This is a genomic window from Pseudomonas atagonensis (assembly GCF_011369485.1).
GTDB lineage: Bacteria > Pseudomonadota > Gammaproteobacteria > Pseudomonadales > Pseudomonadaceae > Aquipseudomonas > Aquipseudomonas atagonensis.
Map to the genome: position 1 here is coordinate 1 of NZ_VXCA01000022.1, position 19,054 is coordinate 19,054.

15 protein-coding genes are annotated in these 19,054 nt (G+C 55.2%); 14 read left to right on the forward strand and 1 reads right to left on the reverse strand.

Annotation, left to right across the window (positions count from 1 at the left end):
- The 8 genes from F2P67_RS14180 to F2P67_RS14215 all read left to right on the forward strand — a co-directional run.
- Positions 1-1,977 (forward strand): type VI secretion system Vgr family protein (locus F2P67_RS14180; RefSeq protein ID WP_343045154.1); only part of this gene is annotated, 1,977 nt, incomplete at its 5' end.
- Positions 1,962-2,795, forward strand: a complete 834-nt coding sequence (locus tag F2P67_RS14185) for a DUF4123 domain-containing protein (RefSeq protein ID WP_166221072.1) — start codon at positions 1,962-1,964, stop codon at positions 2,793-2,795. The genes F2P67_RS14180 and F2P67_RS14185, both read left to right, overlap by 16 nt.
- 1 nt (position 2,796) lies before the next feature.
- Entirely contained in the window at positions 2,797-5,805 is a 3,009-nt protein-coding gene (locus tag F2P67_RS14190; protein ID WP_166221073.1) for a hypothetical protein, read from the forward strand.
- Positions 5,798-6,766, forward strand: a complete 969-nt coding sequence (locus tag F2P67_RS14195) for a tetratricopeptide repeat protein (protein WP_166221074.1) — start codon at positions 5,798-5,800, stop codon at positions 6,764-6,766. The genes F2P67_RS14190 and F2P67_RS14195 overlap by 8 nt, the downstream gene beginning before the upstream one ends.
- Before the next feature lie 32 nt (positions 6,767-6,798).
- Entirely contained in the window at positions 6,799-7,818 is a 1,020-nt protein-coding gene (locus F2P67_RS14200; RefSeq protein ID WP_343045155.1) for a tetratricopeptide repeat protein, read from the forward strand.
- Positions 7,819-7,904: 86 nt separating this feature from the next.
- Positions 7,905-8,891, forward strand: coding sequence for a tetratricopeptide repeat protein (locus F2P67_RS14205; protein ID WP_343045156.1), 987 nt, complete (start codon positions 7,905-7,907; stop codon positions 8,889-8,891).
- A gap of 133 nt (positions 8,892-9,024) precedes the next feature.
- Entirely contained in the window at positions 9,025-9,993 is a 969-nt protein-coding gene (locus F2P67_RS14210) for a tetratricopeptide repeat protein (RefSeq protein ID WP_166221075.1), read from the forward strand.
- 300 nt (positions 9,994-10,293) lie between these two features.
- Entirely contained in the window at positions 10,294-11,055 is a 762-nt protein-coding gene (locus F2P67_RS14215) for a tetratricopeptide repeat protein (protein ID WP_246226502.1), read from the forward strand.
- A gap of 149 nt (positions 11,056-11,204) precedes the next feature.
- On the opposite strand, the gene F2P67_RS14220 is transcribed toward F2P67_RS14215, so the two are convergent.
- Complete coding sequence (locus tag F2P67_RS14220; RefSeq protein ID WP_166221076.1) at positions 11,205-11,927, reverse strand: tellurite resistance TerB family protein; 723 nt, start codon at positions 11,925-11,927, stop codon at positions 11,205-11,207.
- A gap of 176 nt (positions 11,928-12,103) precedes the next feature.
- Between F2P67_RS14220 and F2P67_RS14225 the strand changes: the two genes are divergently transcribed.
- The 6 genes from F2P67_RS14225 (at position 12,104) to F2P67_RS14250 (ending at position 18,915) form a co-directional block, all read left to right on the forward strand.
- Positions 12,104-13,018 carry a LysR family transcriptional regulator gene (locus F2P67_RS14225; protein WP_065259672.1) on the forward strand — a complete coding sequence of 305 codons (915 nt, stop codon included), beginning with the start codon at positions 12,104-12,106 and terminating at the stop codon, positions 13,016-13,018.
- Between the two features lie 99 nt (positions 13,019-13,117).
- Positions 13,118-14,605, forward strand: coding sequence for a gamma-aminobutyraldehyde dehydrogenase (locus F2P67_RS14230; protein WP_166221077.1), 1,488 nt, complete (start codon positions 13,118-13,120; stop codon positions 14,603-14,605).
- 82 nt (positions 14,606-14,687) lie between these two features.
- Entirely contained in the window at positions 14,688-15,839 is a 1,152-nt protein-coding gene (gene ydcS, locus F2P67_RS14235) for a putative ABC transporter substrate-binding protein YdcS (RefSeq protein WP_166221078.1), read from the forward strand.
- A gap of 284 nt (positions 15,840-16,123) precedes the next feature.
- Positions 16,124-17,161 carry an ABC transporter ATP-binding protein gene (locus F2P67_RS14240; protein ID WP_166221079.1) on the forward strand — a complete coding sequence of 346 codons (1,038 nt, stop codon included), beginning with the start codon at positions 16,124-16,126 and terminating at the stop codon, positions 17,159-17,161.
- A gap of 1 nt (position 17,162) precedes the next feature.
- Positions 17,163-18,098, forward strand: coding sequence for an ABC transporter permease (locus F2P67_RS14245; protein ID WP_166221080.1), 936 nt, complete (start codon positions 17,163-17,165; stop codon positions 18,096-18,098).
- Positions 18,088-18,915: an ABC transporter permease gene (locus F2P67_RS14250; protein ID WP_166221081.1), complete on the forward strand. Its 828-nt coding sequence runs from the start codon at positions 18,088-18,090 to the stop codon at positions 18,913-18,915. The genes F2P67_RS14245 and F2P67_RS14250 overlap by 11 nt, the downstream gene beginning before the upstream one ends.
- The last annotated feature ends 139 nt before the right edge of the window (positions 18,916-19,054 follow it).

The window sequence follows — 19,054 nt, forward strand, 5'->3', positions numbered from 1 at the left end:
CCTTTTGTCTTCGAGGTGGAACTGGTCAGTGAGCAGCCGTCGCTGGACCTCGAAACCCTGCTGCACAAACCGGCCTTCCTGCAACTGTCGCCCGACGGCAGCGGCATCCACGGCCAGATCTACCGCGCCGCCCAAGGCGATTCCGGCAAGCGCCTGACCCGTTATTCGGTGACCCTGCGCCCGCAACTGGCGTACCTCGCGCACCGGATCAATCAGCGCATTTTCCAGAACCTCACGGTGCCGAAAATCATCGGCATGGTCCTCGAAGAACACGGCATCCAGAGCAACGCCTACGAATTCAAGACCGGGTCGATCTATCCCGAGCGCCTCTACTGCGTGCAATACGATGAATCGGACCTGCATTTCATCCAGCGCCTGTGCGAGGAAGAAGGTATTCATTACCACTTCCAGCACACCGCGACGGCACACACACTGGTGTTCGGCGATGACCAGACGGTGTTCCCGAAACTCAAACCGGTGGCCTATCAGCAAGACTCCGGCATGGTCGCCAAGGACCCGGTGATCAAGCGCTTCGACCTGCGCCTGGAAACCCGCACCAGCCGCACCACCCGCCGCGATTACGACTTCGAAAAACCACGGATCACCCTCGAAAGCGAAAACCGTGGCGACGCCCTGCCCGACCTCGAAGACTACGACTATCCAGGCCGTTTCATTGACCGCGAGCGCGGCAAACACCTGGCAAAACGTGCCCTCGAACGTCATCGCAGCGACTTCCAGCTCGCCGAAGGCAAGAGCGATCAGCCGCTGCTGGTCAGCGGCCACTTTCTGGCCCTGACGCAACACCCGAAAGCCAAATGGAATGACCTGTGGCTGCTCACCGAAGTCCTCCACGAAGGCAAGCAGCCGCAAGTGCTGGAAGAATCCGTCACCAGCGACACCACCGCGCTGAAAGACGATTTCCATCAGGGCTACCGCAACCGCTTTCAGGCCACCCCGTGGGACGTGCCCAACCGCCCGCCCCTGCGCCACCCGAAACCGCGCATCCTCGGCAGCCAGAGCGCCGTGGTCACCGGCCCCAAAGGCGAAGAGATTCATTGCGACGAATACGGTCGGGTCAAAGTGCAATTCCACTGGGATCGCGAAGGCCAGGCCGACGACAAGACCAGTTGCTGGCTGCGCGTCTCCAGCGCCTGGGCCGGCGCCCAGTACGGCGGCATCGCCATCCCGCGCATCGGCATGGAAGTACTGGTCACCTTCCTTGAAGGCGACCCCGACCAGCCGCTGATCAGCGGCTGCCTGTATCACAAGGAAAACACCGTCCCGTACGCCCTGCCGACGAACAAGACCCGCAGCACCTTCAAGACCCTTAGTTCGATGGGTGGCGGCGGCTACAACGAACTGCGCATCGAAGACAAGAAAGGTCAGGAACAGATCTACCTGCACGCCCAGCGCGACTGGGACGAAAATATCGAGCACGACCAGAAAATTCGGGTCGGCAACGAACGCCACGACACCGTCGAAAAGAACAGCTACAGCGAGTTCAAGGCCGAAGAACACCACACCGTCTACGCCGACCGCAAAGTTGAAGCGCGCGCCAACGACCACCTCACCGTGGGCGTCAACCAGCACATCAAAATCGGCACCGGCCAGTTCATCGACGCGGGGCAGGAAATCCACCTGAGCAGCGGCATGAAAGTGGTGCTGGAGGCCGGTGCCGAGCTGACCCTGATCGGCGGCGGCAGCTTCATCAAACTCGACGCCGGCGGCGTGACCCTGAGCGGGCCGGTGATCAACATCAACTCTGGCGGCGGGCCGGGCAGCGGCACGGGGGCGGCGCCTTTGTTGCCGGGGCCATTGAAGCAGGCGGATGCGGATAAGGCCGGAACCGTATTAGTGCCGGCCATGCTCAATCCGTTTGTACGAAAAAGCATGCAAGGCCTTCCCCTTGTTCCTGTCTGCGGAAAGCAATCCAACGGCGCTTGCTCACGAGAGGTTTGCCCATGTCTGCATGGTTGAGTCAATTCCTTGAACTACCAGTAGCCGCAGCGCCTTCGAGCAGCGGTGGAAGCCGTTGTCTGTATTGCATTATCGACAGTGTCCGCCAGCCCCGCGCCCTCGAGCAGCTCTATCAGCAATCCGACCTGAACGGAGTGGAAAAACTGTTTCAGGACACGCCTTTTGCTGAAATGGATGATGTCAGCCCGCTTTGGCTTCAACTGAAACCGGGAAGCGCCGCCGCAACCAAGGCCATTGAACTATGCCGAGAGAGTCGTGCAGGCATCCTTCTGACCTCCAGCGATACACCGGAAAATGCCTTACTGCATGCCCGTCGTCTGTTGCGAATGAACTCCCAATCCTACGGAGACTCTCTGGCGCGGTTCTACGACCCGGCTTTCTGGAGCGCATTGGCAATGACCGCCCCCGCACAGGCTCTCTACGGCCCATGGGAAAGTGTCCATACGCCGCCGGCTCATGTCGAAGATCAGAACTGGCGAACCTGGGAACGACCACGCGATGCCAATGGCGCGAAAGATGAGTTCAGGTATCCCCTGCAATTGCACGACGACACGCTTGCCGCGTTCGATGAAATCCGCTGGTGGTATTGGATCAGGTCCCGGGAGGCTGAATCAGCCAATGGGTTGCCCGACAGTGAACTACCTGTGGTGTCAGAAAATTTGCAGTTACTGGTAGATCACGGCATTGACGAGGGGCGACATCTGGAGCGCTTGCTGCCGCAATTGAGGCAGAACCTCTTACAAGAACGCACCGACGCCATGAACGTGCTGAGCAGCGAGATGCCGGCATTCGAGAAAGTACAACGACTGGAAGTCTGAGATGACAGGTACGTCCGAACAAACAACCCCGCAAGAGCCCACACCAGTCGTTATACCGGCGGATCCGCCAAAGACGCCCGCTGATGCCGAGACGTTCTGCAAAGACAAGAAGCCCGGTTGCAGCAGTAGCTACGACGACATCATCTACGTCACCGGCCAACGTCGATTCTGGCTACTGCCCAAACGCACGTCGGAAAAGCTGAAGGAAAGCGTGAGCTTGCTCAAGCAGAAGACCGTCGACACAGACAAGGCCACTCGCATGAGCAACATCGCCGATGCCGGATTGATGGAGTACTTCCTCACACCGGGGCCCGAAGCCTTTCTCGAAGGCGAGCAACGTAGCAATTACTTGGAGTCGAAGTCGGCAATCCCCGAAGACACTACCAAGAAAGCCCAGTGCCGTAAGGATTGGGAGGCGGCAAAAGCCAAGGGTGACAGCGACGCTACGATGCATGCCGAGCGCGAGATGTTCCACGCCGGACAACGCATCGAGAAAAACCAGAAAAACATGGAAACCCTCGAAAAAGTATCCGACGCAAAAGCAAAAACGTTGGGGTACAAACGAGAAAATGGGATCTTCTATACCCCGCGTGCGTTAAAGGCTCGTGACGCCATCGACAAGTACATTGAAGAGCGTGACAAGGCCAAAGCCCATGGCTACAAAATGTTCGACCCAGGCACCAAAAAAATCGCTTCCGCCTGGGAGCACTTGAAAGACTACAAGGCGCTACACAAAAAACTGATTGAAACCGGTGAAGTCGATAAGAAGGCGTTGAGGGGTGTACAGCTCAACATCCTTGCGTTGAAAGACCTGATGTCCAAGTACATCAACTCCATCGTGGAACTCGCTGAATGCGGGATCGCGGTTCCCGAGTTCGCCCTCAGCCCCGACGATCAGTATGCGGGCACCGAAGACTTCCAAGCCTTCGTAGAGCTGACCACCAAGCGAGATGAACTCGAGAAGAAAATTGAAGACCGCTATTCCCAGTGGGTCTCGGCCACTGGAGGCAAATCCGCGCCACCCGGGGTGCTCTTCGTCAAATTGAGAGATCAGTGGTACGAGCTGAATACCGAAGCAGAGCGGATTCAGACGACCGCCGAAGCCCGCGTGCGAGAAATCCGGCCCCCTCGTATGTTTCTATGGGACCCCGAAACCTATAAGCCAAAACCGATTGAGCGCCTTGCCAAGACCAACATTCCTTTGCGCGAACTCAGCAGCGCGTCGTCGACAACGATCCTGAACCACATCAGCCTCAAGCACTTGGCTCAGGTCAGCGGCAATGCATTCAAGGGGCAACTGAAAGAGCTTGCCACCAGCTTGCCCAAGTCAATCGCCAAAGAGGCCGACGACGATCGAGTTTTCAGTGACTGGCTCAATCAGGAGGGCGCACTTCAATTCGATGAGAAAGGTCCGTGGTTCGACGAGCATGGCTTGTTCGTGCCCGACAAATTCTTCGCTGCGCTGGAGGCCAAAGGCTACAGAGTTGAAAGCATCAAGGCTGAAGACAAGCGCAAACGTTGGGGTGAAAACCTCAAAGCGATGGTGTTCGAAGACAAGCAGCTTCGTAATCTCATGCTTTTTGACAACAGCCCGCAGGCGCAACTGGTCAGATGCTTGTTACCAGAAGGCGCCAACCTGCTGACAGAAGTCAAAATGGAAGGCCCCACCTGGAAAAATGGCGCCCCTCAAATTGCCAACGTTGAAGTCGCTCTGGATGTAACGGCATGGCGCGGGGAAGTGACCCTGCTGAAAGTCGAGCTACCAAAACGGGCCAAGGCTGAACCTTGGACCGCCAAATACAAGGCTCACGATGGCAGTATCCGCAGCGTCAATTTCGGCAAATTGTCCCTGGATCTGGAAGCCAAGGCCTGGGGCTTCGCCGGCGCCAGCCTGATGCTTTCCCGCGATCTGTCTCTGGATCAAAAAACCGGTTACACCAGCCTTGTTGGCGTAGACGTTGCCGAAAAAACCGGCGAAGTTGGCAAATACGAAGTGTTTGCTGGCGCCCAGGCTGGATGCAAAGTGACTGGCAAACTGTTCTGGTGCCCGCCTCCCGGCGTCCTCCCGCCTGCGCCAGTGCCGAACCGTCTGGCAGCCAACCAATGGCGCCCGCTGGCAAAGCTGGAAGTCGAAATGGCGGTGGCGGTCGGTGCCGGCATTTCGGGAGATCTGAACCTGCGAATGCACGACGGACGTCTTTTACTGTCGATCAAAGGCGCGCTCGTTTGGGGCGCTGGGGTCAAAGGCTATTTGACCTTTGAGGTCGGATACGAAAGCATCGTAGCCCTGACGGAACTGGTGCGACAGGAAATGGCCGCGAACCAATACAAGGATCTGGAGTGGGTGGAAACCGAAGCCTTGGCCTACGTGAAAAAACTGAGCTTCCTCGGCGCCACGGGAATTGATGTGGCGTTTGCGTATGTGCGTGGGTATGCAATTGTTAAAGAGATTTTTGATGCTCTTACTGCGGGGGATCGTGGGGGGCAGATTGCGTATACCTTAGTGAGAGATGAAAATCAGCAAGCGATGCAGGAGTGGGTATATAACCTACAACCACAAGCATTTGGCCCGCTCCTTTATACTTTAAGCAATCCGCCTATGGCCTTTACTATCGAGGCCGACAACCAGACACGGCAATTTAACCAGGATGAAACTCATCTTCTTCAGCAACAAGCTATTGAACAATGTTTAGACTGGATATCAAAAAAACCAAGAGCCTCCTCTCAATTTGAAGAATCTATAATTCGAATGAATAGAGATGGAGCTCGGCCTGGCCAAGCAGGCCTTATGTACTGCAAAAACAAAATCAGGCTAGACACATTTATGTCCGAACGTGTTTTGGCGCTGAGAGATGGAAGTAATGAAATGCGAGATCGATATCGAGGACTCGTTTCAAAACTTGGAACACGCTTGAATGATCACTGTACTTATCAAATGGAATACAAAGGTCCAGCCTTCGCACCAATTCAAAAAATCAAAAGCACTTACAAAGGACCAAACATTGATTAAGAAATTTTTATTCAGCATTTTAGCTTCATTATTTTTCTGCAATTCCGCCCTAGCGGAGTTAAGCACGGCACAGCGAATAGCCAAAGAATCGGGAATTGTACTTTTCCGCCAGAGTAATTGGCATAGCTCCCAGCCATCTTTAAACATAGCAGCAGAAGCAGGAGATCGTGAGGCCCAATACTACCTAGCTGAAGCAATTCGACTTAGCAAGCGCTATACAACTGAAGAAGCAAAAAAATGGTATGAGGCTGCGGCGGCTCAAGGCGACCTTTATGCAATGCTTCGCTTGAGTAACGAGGATGATCTGTGTAGCGGAATGGGAACCTGTTCTGGGAAAAACGCAGCGGATTGGAGAGAGAAAGTAATTGAAGAGGCGAGCGAGCGAGCTTCTAAAGGTGATACTGAAGCGATGACTGTCCTCTTTACGGCAGGACAGGGTCTGCCATGGTTGGAGCAAGCCTCCGAAGCGGGTGATAGTTACGCCCAACAACTATTAGCCAGTGTTTATAAAAGTGGTGGGGGATGGTTCCTAATCCCAGGCAATCGTGAAAAAGCAATAGCAAAATGGTTTAAAGCATCTTCAGAGGGCGGCAACCCAAGAGGAATGTTTTTTTACGCAAACTATCTATTTGACAACAATGGTGACATGCAGGAAATTGCCCACTGGGTAAAAGAAGCAGCCGAGAAAGGCCATATAGACTCAGTAAGCACCTATGCGGGAAAACTATCCAGAACTGACAATGAACTCGGATTTAAAGTAAATCTAAAAGAAGCCTACGGCCTTAACTATCTCCTTGCAAAAATAAATTCCGGAACTGCCCCAAAAGATGCAAAACGAAAGCTTTCAGAACTAGAAAAAAAGTTGAAGCCTGAAGAAATAAAAGAAAGTATTGATTTCGCTGGAACATGGGAAAAAACACATCCTCCTCTTTCTTACTTCGACCCCATATATGGCTACTAATCCAAAACAAAAACAGAAGCAGGTGAATTTACTTGACTCAAAACCCACTCTCAACCTACGCCTTACCAAATGGCAACGCTTTGATTAGTGGAGTTTTTTTAGGCTGTTTATTTTTGATGTTTTTAACCTGCGCTTCCGCCGCGCAGCTCACAGAAACTCAAACAGCAGCCAGAAATAAGGGTATTGCTCTTTACCAACAAAGCGCATGGACTTCCTCACAACCATTTTTAAAAACCGCCGCTGAAGCTGGCGACCGTAACGCTCAGTATTTTTTAGGCGAGGCGATACGACTGAGTAATCGTTACATGACGGACGAAGCCAAAAAATGGTATGAGGCCGCCGCCGAGCAGGGCGACCTTTACGCCATGCTACGTCTCAGCAATAAAAATGACCTGTGCACAGTATTGGAAGAGTGCACAGGTAAAAATAGTGAAGAATGGAGGGCGCATGCGGTAAAAGTCGCTCGTGAGCGTGCAGACAAAGGTGACACAGAGGCAATGATCGTGCTGTTTACGGCCAAACAAGGATTGGAATGGCTAGAAAGGGCTGCGGAGTCTGGTGATAGCTATGCTCAGCAATTACTCGCCAGTGCCTATAAAAGAGGACAGGGCTGGTTCCTGATTCCAGGTAGTCGCGAGAAAGCAATAGAAAAGTGGTTTAAAGCATCGGCTGAAGGCGGCTACCCTCCGGGCATGTACCTCTATGCAAACTATCTGTATGAACACAATGGAAGCAAAGAGGACGTAGGACGTTGGCTTAAAAAAACGGCCGAATCCGGTCATATTGAGGCACTAGGAGGGTACGCCTTAAACATCGCACACTTACCAGATAGTTATGGATTCCCTCTAGACTTAGTGAAAGCCTACGGATTTACATATTTAATATCAAACCTCAAAGGTGGGGCGACTTCTCCTGAAGAGGCAAGACTCAACCTTCCAGAAATAGCAAAAAAAATGCAACCCAAGGAAATTGAACTTGGAATTTCCTTTGCAAAGGAATGGGAAAAAACACACCCGCCACTCTCCTATTTCGATCCTATATACGGCTATTAAGACCTAGCAAACTCAAGAAAGGCCAGCGCCCCCTAAAGCTGGCCATTTTCAAAAAACAATATACTCCCAACAGAAAAAGAAAAGAGGTGACAGATTTAACTTTGATTAAGAAAATTCTTGCCATAATTTCATGCTCAATTTTATTTTCCGATTCAGTTTTTGCCAAACTAACTACTGAGCAAGAGGCCGCAAAAGAAAAAGGCATTTCACTTTACCAACAAAGTGACTGGTACGACTCCCAACCGCTACTCAAAATTGCGGCAGAGAGTGGAGATAGTGTTGCGCAGTACTATCTAGGAGAAGCCATTCGTCTTAGTAAACGCTACATCACAGAAGACGCAAAAAAATGGTACGAGGCAGCAGCCAGCCAAGGTGACCTTTACGCAATGCTACGTCTAAGCAACACAGATGATCTATGTAAAGAAATGGGTAGCTGTGCCGGTAAAAGCGGTGAAGAGTGGCGAGAGCATGCTTTGAAGATTGCAAAAGAACGTGCCGAAAAAGGCGATTCTGAAGCAATGACTGTTTTATTCACAGCGAAGCAAGGTTTGGAGTGGTTGGAAAGAGCGGCAAACGCTGGTAACGGGTTTGCCCAGAAAGTCCTTGCAGGGCTTTACCAAGACGGTGGCGGATGGTTCCTGACTCCCGGTAGTCGCGAGAAAGCTGTTGAGAAATGGTTTAAAGCCTCAGCCGAGAGCGGTTATGCGCCAGGCATGTATCTTTATGCAAATTTCTTGTACGAACACAACGCAAGTAAAGAAGAAGTTGGATACTGGATTGAGAAGGCTGCTGAGATGGGCCATATCGATGCTGCGGGTGGCTATGCTTTGACGGTAGCCCATCTTCCTGACAGCTACGGTTTTCCATTGGATTTAGTGAAAGCTTACGGAATAACCTACCTTATCTCGAAACTAGAGGGGGGTGGAGTCGCACCGGAAGATGCTCGCAGAAGCCTTCCAGAAATAGCAGAAAAAATGACTCCAGAAGAAATCAAAAAAGGGATAGCTTTCGCAAAAGAGTGGAAAACAAAGCATCCTCCACTATCTTATTTTGTTCCACCTTATGGATACTAACCTAAGAAAAAGGCGGCAGAATTAATTTCTAAAAAAGTTTTTCCACCTTTTTCTTGTCATCTGTTTCTTTCGTATATAAGAGTCGACTCTCGCACCAGTCAAAGGTCTGACGCCGCTTATAAAGGACCAAACATTGATTAGGAATTTTATTGGAGCTTTCTGGCTCTCGTTGATTTTCTGCAGTAGCGCAACAGCTGAGCTCAACCCAGCGCAAAAAACAGCCAGAGATTCGGGCATTGCGCTTTTTCGTCAAAGTGATTGGTACGACTCCCAGCCACTCCTCACGATCGCAGCGGAAGCTGGAGATCGTGACGCCCAATATTATTTGGGCGAAGCAATTCGACTAAGTAAACGCTATATCACTGCCAATGCTAAAAAATGGTATGAGGCATCTGCTGAGCAGGGCGATCTTTATGCAATGCTTCGTTTAAGTAAAGAAGATGACTTGTGTACCATTATGGACAGCTGCTCTGAAAAAGGCGCTAAAGATTGGCGAGAGCAAGTATTAAAAGCGGCAAACGAGCGAGCAGTTAAAGGCGACACTGAAGCAATGACAGTGCTCTTTACAGCTGGCCAAGGGATTTCCTGGCTTGAGAAAGCGGCGGAAGGCGGTGACAGTTATGCCCAACAACTATTAGCCTGCGTTTACAAAAGCGGTGCTGGTTGGTTTTTAGTTCCAGGGAGCCGCGAAAAAGAGATTAATCGATTGTTTAAATCTTCTTCTGAGGGTGGTAATCCGAGAGGAATGTTTCTCTACGCAAATTATTTATATGACCACAACGGCAGCAAAGAGGAAATTGCACACTGGGTAAAAAAAGCTGCAGAAAACAGCCACATAGACTCATTAATTACCTATGCATATAAAATTTCCGACCCTTCCAACGAACTCGACTACCCAGTAAATCTGAAAGAAGCATACGGTTTGATTCTAATACTTTCGAAACTTGAGGCCGGAACGGCTCCAGAGGACGCAAAACGAAAGCTTCCAGAGCTTGAGAGCCAGATGAAACCAGATGAAATAAAACAAGGTATCGAATTTTCCAAAGAGTGGAAAAAAACTCACCCGCCACTTTCGTATTTTGATCTAATTTACGGATATTGACACCCAGCAGAGACAAGCAAGGCCAGTTCAACAACACCAACATAGACCTGGCCGCTTTCAAAAAAACAAGAAACCCTGACAGAGCTGCACTTTGAATATAAAAAACATTGCACTCGCTCTATATTTAACACTTTCATCATACACGGCCTGTGCCCAGCTCTCTGCGGACCAGCAAATAGCTAAAGATCAAGGCCTAACTCTGTATCAGCAAAGTGACTGGTACGACTCTCAACCGCTACTTAAAATCGCAGCCGAAGGAGGAGATCGAGTTGCCCAATACTACTTGGGGAAGCTCTTCGCTTGAGCAATCGCTACACCACTGCCGAAGCAAGAAAGTGGTACGAAGCAGCTGCTAATCAAGGCGATCTTTACGCGATGCTGCGCTTGAGCAGCAAAAGCGATCCCTGCAATGTTTTTGGGGATTGCACAGGAATGAGCGCTGACGAATGGCGCGATCAAGCAATAGAAACAGCCAAGGAACGTGCTAAACATGGCGACACTGAGGCTATGACTGTACTTTTTATCACCAAACAAGGATTTAACTGGTTAGAACAGGCTGCAGAAGCGGGCGACCCTTTGGCACAAAACACACTCGCGGGAATGTACAAAGACGGTGGTGGCTGGTTTTTTATTCCGGGCAGCCGGAATAAAGCCATTAAAAAATGGTATAGAGCATCGGCTGAAGGCGGATACCCACGGGCAATGTATCTATACGCAAACTATCTTTTTGAAAACAACGGCAAAAAAGAAGACGTTGCTTTCTGGCTCAAAAAATCTGCGGAACATGGATATATTGAGGCGGTTGGAAACTACGCCCTGAGTGTAGCTCATATGCCTGACGATCTTGGCTATACAAAAGACCTGACGGAGGCATATGCCCTTGCTTACTTGATGTCTGGACTCAACGGTGGCGGAACGGCTGCTGAAGATGGAAAAATGATACTTTCTGACATCGCCAAAGAGATGACAGAAAAAGAAATAAAGCAAGGCATACTGCTTGCCAAAAACTGGAAAAAATCACACCCTCCTCTTTCATACTTTCCGCCAATCTATGGATACTAAAAAAGCAAACAATTACAACAATCCAAGCGCAAGCCTTGCACACACTAAGTTAGTCCATAACAAAAAAGGAAGATCAATATAAAATATCATCTTCCTCCTTTTTCTTGCATCAAATTACTCATTGCACAGACAAGAGCAGATCACCCCGCTTAAACCAAAGCCACCCTAACCTGCCTCTCCAACTCCACCTTCAACCCCGGCTCCAGCTTCAACTGCCGCGCCAGTTCATCCAGATAGCTCTTCTCCATGAAGTTTTCCTCATCCACCATCATCACGCTCGCCACGTACATCTCGGCGGCCATCTCCGGCGTGCTTGCCGCGCGGGCGACGTCGGTGGGGTCGAGGGGTTTGTTGAGTTCGGCGTGGAGCCAGTGTTTGAGCTCCTGGTCGTTGTCGAGTCGGGTGAATTCGCCTTCGATCAGTTGGCGTTCGCGGTCGTCGATGTGGCCGTCGGCCTTGGCGGCGGCGACCAGGGCTTTGAGGATGGCCTGGCTGTGTTGTTCGACTTGCGCCGGTGGCAGGCGATCGAGGGTTTGCGGTTCGCTTTGTGGGGCGGTGCCTTTTTGGGCGTTCCAGTTGCCGTAGGCTTTGTAGGCGATCACGCCGAGTGCGGCGAGGCCACCGTAAATGGCGACTTTACCGCCAACCTTGCGGGCCTTATTACTGCCAAGCAACAGGCCCATTGCGCCGGCCGCCAGGGCACCGCCGCCTGCGCCTGACAGCAAACCGCCGAGTGCACCGTTACTGGAAGATCCGCCCAGCAAGCCGCCCAAGCCACCGGCAGCCGGCTTGTTCTGCGCCCCGCCGGCCTTGTTCTGCAGCAGTTCCTGGCCGGATTTGAGGAGTTGATCGAGCAATCCACGGGTGTTCATGTTCCGTCTCCAAACAGGGGTTATCCGGATCAATAAGGCCCTCAGCCTAGTTCGAAAGTGCCCGTCACTTGGGTGCGAGTGTGCTTCCAGATGTTGCCTGGCCCACCGCAGCCCTTCGCGAAAATAGATATACACTCGAGGCAATCTATAAAAACCGCCCACCGGGTAAACCTTCCATGATGACCTTGCGTCAGATCCGCCATTTCATCGCCGTGGCTGAGACCGGCTCGATCTCCGCCGCCGCGCAAACCGCGTTCATTTCCCAATCGACCCTGACCCTGGCCATCCAGCAACTGGAGGAAGAAATCGGCGTCAGCCTGTTCAATCGCCACGCCAAGGGCATGACGCTCACCCATCAGGGACATCAATTCCTACGCCAGGCGCACCTGATTCTGGCGACCGTGGACAACGCCAAACGCAGCCTGCAACAGAGCACCGATCAGGTCGCCGGGCAGTTGATCGTCGGCGTGACCAGTCTGGTGGCCGGTTATTACCTGGCGGATTTGCTCACTCGTTTCCAGCGCGCCTATCCGAATGTCGAGATCCGGGTGATGGAGGACGAACGGCCGTACATCGAGCATTTGCTGGTCAGCGGCGAGATCGATGTCGGGGTGTTGATTCTCTCCAACCTCGAAGACCGCCACGCCTTGCAGACCGAAGTGCTGACCCACTCGCCGCACCGTTTGTGGCTGCCGGCCCAGCATCCGTTGCTGGAACACGACAGCATCAACCTCGCCGACGTTGCCCGGGAGCCGTTGATTCAACTGAACGTCGACGAGATGGATCGCAATGCCCAACGCCTTTGGCGCGGCGCCGGGCTGCAACCGAAGATCACCCTCAGAACCGCGTCTACCGAGGCCGTGCGAAGCCTGGTTGCGGCGGGACTCGGCGTATCGATCCAGCCCGACATGACCTACCGCCCTTGGTCACTCGAAGGCGACATCATCGAGGCCCGGCCAATCGCCGACCTCAGCCAGACCCTCGACGTCGGCCTGGCCTGGCGTCGTGGCACCGCGCGGCCCGCGCTGGTCGATCCTTTCCTGACCGTGGCCCGCGAACAGCCTCACGGCGGACGCAAGCCATCTATTTAATCGAATGCCACCTTCAGTATTTAGAATTTGTCGACCCCGGAGCCGCGCACTAGTCTTGCTGCATCTATAAGACGGTCGGCTCCCGGAACAGGGAGCAACATGGCCATACAAGAAAAGAGATCACGGAAAATGGCTGGCGCGCAGACCCACATGCACACCGCATTGCTAATCGACGGCGAACTGGTCGCCGGCCAGGGTTTTGTCGAACCGATCCTCAACCCGGCCACCGGCGAAGTCCTGACCCAGATCGCCGAAGCCAGCACCGAGCAAGTCGAAGCCGCCATCCTCGCCGCCCACCGCGCCTTTGCCGAGTGGTCGCGCACCACCCCGCAACAACGCTCGAATCTGCTGCTGGAAATCGCCAACGCCGTCGAAAAACACGCAGACCACCTCGCCCGCCTCGAAGCCCTGAACTGCGGCAAGCCGCTGCACCTGGCCCGGCAGGACGATTTGACCGCCACCGTCGATGTATTCCGCTTTTTCGCCGGCGCCGTGCGCTGCCAGACCGGCCAGCTCAGCGGCGAGTACGTGCCGGGCTACACCAGCATGGTGCGCCGCGATCCGATTGGCGTCGTCGCCTCGATTGCGCCGTGGAACTACCCGATCATGATGGCCGCGTGGAAGATCGCCCCGGCCCTCGCTGCCGGTAATACGCTGGTGTTCAAGCCTTCCGAACACACGCCGCTGTCGATTCTGGCGTTGGCCCCGGCGCTGGCCGAGATTCTGCCGCGCGGAGTGATCAACATTGTCTGCGGTGGCGGCGAGGGCGTCGGCAGTCACTTGGTCGGCCATCCGAAAGTGCGCATGGTGTCGCTGACCGGCGATATCGTCACCGGCCAGAAAATCCTCCAGGCCGCCGCCAAAACCCTGAAACGCACCCACCTCGAACTCGGCGGCAAGGCCCCGGTAATCGTGTGCAACGATGCCGATCTCAAAGCCGTGGTCGAAGGCGTTCGCACTTATGGCTATTACAACGCCGGGCAGGATTGCACGGCGGCTTGCCGGATCTACGCCCAGGCCGGGATTCACGACAAATTGGTCGCCGAGCTCGGCGCGGCGGTCAGCAGCCTGCGCTTCGCCGGCAAACGCGATGCGGATAATGAGATCGGCCCGCTGATCAGCACCCGCCAGCGCGACCGCGTTTCCAGTTTTGTCGAGCGCGCCCTCGGTCAGCCGCACATCGAACGGGTGACCGGCGCAGCGGTGCATTCCGGCGCCGGGTTCTTCTATCAGCCAACCCTGCTGGCCGGTTGCAAACAGAGCGATGAAATCGTCCAGCGCGAAGTGTTCGGCCCGGTGGTGACCGTGACCCGCTTCGACGAACTGGCGCAAGCGGTGGACTGGGCCAACGACTCGGAATACGGCCTCGCCTCGTCGGTCTGGACCCAGAACCTGGACAAGGCGATGCAGGTCGCCGCGCGGCTGCAATACGGCTGCACCTGGATCAACAGCCATTTCATGCTAGTCAGCGAAATGCCCCACGGCGGCCTGAAACGCTCCGGTTACGGCAAAGACTTATCCAGCGATTCGCTACAGGACTACAGCGTGGTGCGGCACATCATGGCCCGCCACGGCCAGCATCTCTGACTACGCTAATAACAAGCCGACCACGGCATGCTTCACCGCGTTCACAACTGCCCCGACCATAATTTAAAGAAGAGGGTTCACCATGTTCGTGCACAAGACCGCACTGCTCAGTGCAATCACCACGGCCCTGCTGGCCAGCGCCAGCCTGCAGGCCGCCGAGCCGCTGAAAGCCGTCGGCGCCGGCGAAGGCCAGTTGGATATCGTCGCTTGGCCCGGTTACATCGAACGCGGTGAAAGCGACAAGGCCTACGACTGGGTGACCGGTTTCGAGAAGGAAACCGGCTGCAAGGTCAATGTGAAAACCGCCGCCACCTCTGACGAAATGGTCAGCCTGATGGCCAAGGGCGGTTACGACCTGGTGACCGCGTCGGGCGATGCCTCGTTGCGGTTGATCGTCGGCAAGCGTGTGCAACCGATCAACACCGCGTTGATTCCGAACTGGAAATCCCTCGACCCGCGCCTGAAAGACGCGCCGTGGTACGTGGTCAACAACCAGACCTACGGCACCCCGTACCAGTGGGGCCCGAACGTGCTGATGTACAACACCAACGTGTTTAAGACCGCGCCGACCAGCTGGAACGTGGTGTTCGACGCGCAGAACCTGCCTGACGGCAAGCCGAACAAGGGCCGCGTGCAGGCCTACGACGGCCCGATCTACATCGCCGACGCGGCGCTCTACCTTAAATCCACCAAGCCTGAGCTGGGCATCAAGGATCCGTACCAACTCACCGAAGATCAGTACAAAGCTGTGCTGGAACTGTTGCGCGCCCAGCAGAAGCTGATCCACCGCTACTGGCACGACACCACCGTGCAGATGAGCGACTTCAAGAATGAAGGCGTGGTCGCGTCGAGTGCCTGGCCGTATCAGGTCAACGGCCTGATGAACGAGAAGCAGCCGATTGCTTCGACCATTCCGAAAGAAGGCGCTACTGGCTGGGCCGACACCACCATGTTGCACGCCGAGGCCAAGCACCCGAACTGCGCGTACAAGTGGATGGACTGGTCGCTGCAGCCGAAAGTCCAGGGTGATGTGGCGGCATGGTTCGGCTCGTTGCCGGCGGTTCCGGCGGCTTGCCAGGGCAGTGAGTTGCTCGGCGCCGAAGGTTGCAAGACCAACGGTTTCGACCAGTTCGACAAGATCGCTTTCTGGAAAACCCCGCAGGCTGAGGGTGGGAAGTTTGTGCCTTACAGCCGCTGGACCCAGGACTACATCGCGATTATGGGCGGTAGGTAAAACCTGGAACAACGCGGTCTGCTCCCTTTCCCCCTCGCCCCCCTGGGGGAGAGGGCTGGGGTGAGGGGGTGGCTTTTGATCTTGCTCTTAATTTCAGGGCAAAGGCCGAAACCGCTGCCCTCACCCCCCGCCCTCTCCCGGAGGGATAGGGAGCTAAAAGCGAACCGCGTCGCCCTCATCAAACAGGTGAGCCAACACGGGCATACACCGCCAAACGATCCAGTTTTTTCAGAAGTCCAGGCAGGGCCGCTGCGACGGCCCTCGCCTTTTCGGAGCACCGCATCATGACGCTTGCAGTCCAGTTCACCAACGTTTCCCGGCAGTTCGGCGAGGTGAAGGCCGTTGACCGGGTTTCCATCGACATTCAGGACGGCGAGTTCTTTTCCATGCTCGGCCCCTCCGGTTCGGGCAAGACCACCTGCCTGCGCCTGATCGCCGGGTTCGAACAACCGAGCGCCGGCTCGATTCGCATTCACGGCGCCGAAGCCGCCGGTCTGCCGCCCTATCAACGCGACGTCAACACGGTGTTTCAGGATTACGCGCTGTTCCCGCACATGAACGTGCTGGACAACGTCGCCTACGGTTTGAAAGTCAAAGGGGTGAGCAAAAACGAGCGCCACAAACGCGCCGAAGAAGCGTTGGACATGGTCGCCCTCGGCGGCTACGGCGCGCGCAAACCGGTGCAGTTGTCCGGCGGCCAGCGCCAGCGCGTCGCCCTCGCCCGCGCCTTGGTCAATCGTCCTCGGGTGCTGCTGCTCGACGAGCCGTTGGGCGCTCTCGATCTGAAGTTGCGCGAACAGATGCAGAGCGAATTGAAGAAGCTGCAACGCCAGCTCGGCATCACCTTCATCTTCGTCACCCACGACCAGACTGAAGCGCTGTCGATGTCCGACCGCGTGGCCGTGTTCAACAAGGGTCGCATCGAGCAGGTCGACACGCCGCGCAATCTGTACATGAAACCGACCACCACGTTTGTCGCCGAATTCGTCGGCACTTCGAACGTGATTCGCGGCGATCTGGCGCGCCAGCTCAGCGGTCATCCTCAGCCGTTTTCGATCCGTCCGGAGCATGTGCGGTTTGCCGAAGGCCCGTTGGCCAGCCATGAAATCGAAGTCAGCGGTCTGCTCCACGACATTCAGTATCAGGGCAGCGCCACGCGTTATGAACTGACCCTGGAAAACGGCCAGACCCTGAGCATCAGCCACGCCAACAATCAATGGATCGACAGCAGCGCCCAGCACCAGACCGGTCAGCGCCTCAGTGCTCGCTGGGCACGGGAAGCGATGATTCCGTTGCACGACACCGTGGCGAGCGGGGTATGACATGACCGCCCTCGCCCTCCCTCAATCGGCGCCGCTGCGCAGGTTTTCCAACCTGCTCTATCGCAGGCCGAATCTGTATCTGTCGATGCTGCTGGTGCCGCCGCTGCTGTGGTTCGGCGCGATCTATCTGGGGTCGCTGCTGGTACTACTGTGGCAAGGTTTTTACACCTTCGACGACTTCACCATGGCGGTCACGCCGGATCTGACCTTGGCCAACTTCGCCGCGCTGTTTCAGCCGTCGAACTTCGACATCATCCTGCGCACCCTGAGCATGGCGGTCGTGGTGTCGATCGCCAGCGCCATCGTCGCGTTCCCGATTGCCTACTACATGGCGCGCTACACCACCGGCAAGACCAAGGCGTTTTTCTACATCGCGGTGATGATGCCGATGTGGGCCAGTTACATCGTCAAGGCCTACGCCTGGACGCTGCTGCTGGCCAAGGGCGGCGTGGCGCAGTGGTTCGTGCAGCACTTGGGGCTGGAGCCGGTGCTGCAGTTCCTTCTGGGGATTCCCGGCGTGGGTGGCAGCACCTTGTCGACCTCGCATCTGGGACGATTCATGGTGTTCGTCTACATCTGGCTGCCGTTCATGATTTTGCCGATTCAGGCCTCGCTGGAGCGCCTGCCGCCGTCGTTGCTGCAAGCCTCCGCCGACCTCGGGGCCAAACCGCGCCAGACCTTCATGCAGGTGATTCTGCCGCTGTCGATTCCGGGGATTGCCGCCGGCTCAATCTTCACGTTCTCGCTGACGTTGGGCGACTTCATCGTGCCGCAACTGGTGGGCCCGCCGGGCTACTTCGTGGGCAGCATGGTTTATGCGCAGCAAGGTGCAATCGGCAACATGCCGATGGCGGCGGCGTTCACGCTGGTGCCGATTGTGCTGATCGCCATTTACCTGTCCATCGTCAAACGACTGGGGGCCTTCGATGCACTCTAATTCAGAAAAGCAGGGGGAGAAAGCCTCTTTAGGCCTGAAAATCGCGGCTTGGGGCGGGTTGGTGTTTCTGCACTTCCCGATCCTGATCATCTTTCTTTACGCCTTCAACACCGAGGAAGCGGCCTTCAGTTTTCCGCCGAAGGGCTTCACGTTGCACTGGTTCAGCGTGGCGTTTTCAAGGCCTGATGTGCTGGAAGCGATCAAGCTTTCACTGCAGATCGCAGCCATCGCCACGTTGATTGCGATGGTGCTAGGCACGTTGGCTTCGGCAGCGTTGTACCGCCGGGACTTTTTCGGCAAACAGGGCATTTCGCTGATGCTGATCCTGCCGATCGCGTTGCCGGGGATCATCACCGGGATCGCCCTGCTGGCGACCTTCAAGACGCTGGGAATCGAGCCGGGGATGTTCACCATCATCGTCGGCCACGCGACCTTCTGCGTGGTGATCGTCTACAACAACGTCATCGCCCGTTTGCGCCGTACTTCGCACAGTTTGATCGAGGCGTCGATGGACCTAGGCGCCGATGGCTGGCAGACCTTCCGCTACATCATCCTGCCGAACCTCGGCTCGGCGTTACTTGCCGGCGGCATGCTCGCGTTTGCGCTGTCGTTCGACGAAATCATCGTCACCACCTTCACCGCCGGCCATGAGCGCACGTTACCGCTGTGGCTGCTCAACCAGTTGAGCCGGCCACGGGATGTGCCGGTGACCAACGTCGTCGCCATGCTGGTGATGATGGTGACCATGCTGCCGATTCTTGGCGCGTACTACCTGACCCGCGGTGGCGAGAGCGTGGCCGGCAGCGGCGGCAAATAACCGAATAACTGAAGAAACCGGATCGAAATGTGGGAGCGGGCTTGCTCGCGAAGAGGCAATCAAATTCAGCATTGATGTCGGCTGACCCACCGCTTTCGCGAGCAAGCCCGCTCCCACAATCGAACCCGGTTTCTTCAGA

Bases quoted from the DNA above. Each gene is read 5' to 3' on its own strand.
- F2P67_RS14185 (WP_166221072.1), top strand. From the start codon at position 1,962: ATGTCTGCATGGTTGAGTCAATTCCTTGAACTACCAGTAGCCGCAGCG.
- F2P67_RS14190 (WP_166221073.1), top strand. From the start codon at position 2,797: ATGACAGGTACGTCCGAACAAACAACCCCGCAAGAGCCCACACCAGTC.
- F2P67_RS14220 (WP_166221076.1), bottom strand. From the start codon at position 11,927: ATGAACACCCGTGGATTGCTCGATCAACTCCTCAAATCCGGCCAGGAA.
- F2P67_RS14225 (WP_065259672.1), top strand. From the start codon at position 12,104: ATGATGACCTTGCGTCAGATCCGCCATTTCATCGCCGTGGCTGAGACC.
- F2P67_RS14230 (WP_166221077.1), top strand. From the start codon at position 13,118: ATGGCCATACAAGAAAAGAGATCACGGAAAATGGCTGGCGCGCAGACC.
- ydcS (WP_166221078.1), top strand. From the start codon at position 14,688: ATGTTCGTGCACAAGACCGCACTGCTCAGTGCAATCACCACGGCCCTG.
- F2P67_RS14240 (WP_166221079.1), top strand. From the start codon at position 16,124: ATGACGCTTGCAGTCCAGTTCACCAACGTTTCCCGGCAGTTCGGCGAG.
- F2P67_RS14245 (WP_166221080.1), top strand. From the start codon at position 17,163: ATGACCGCCCTCGCCCTCCCTCAATCGGCGCCGCTGCGCAGGTTTTCC.
- F2P67_RS14250 (WP_166221081.1), top strand. From the start codon at position 18,088: ATGCACTCTAATTCAGAAAAGCAGGGGGAGAAAGCCTCTTTAGGCCTG.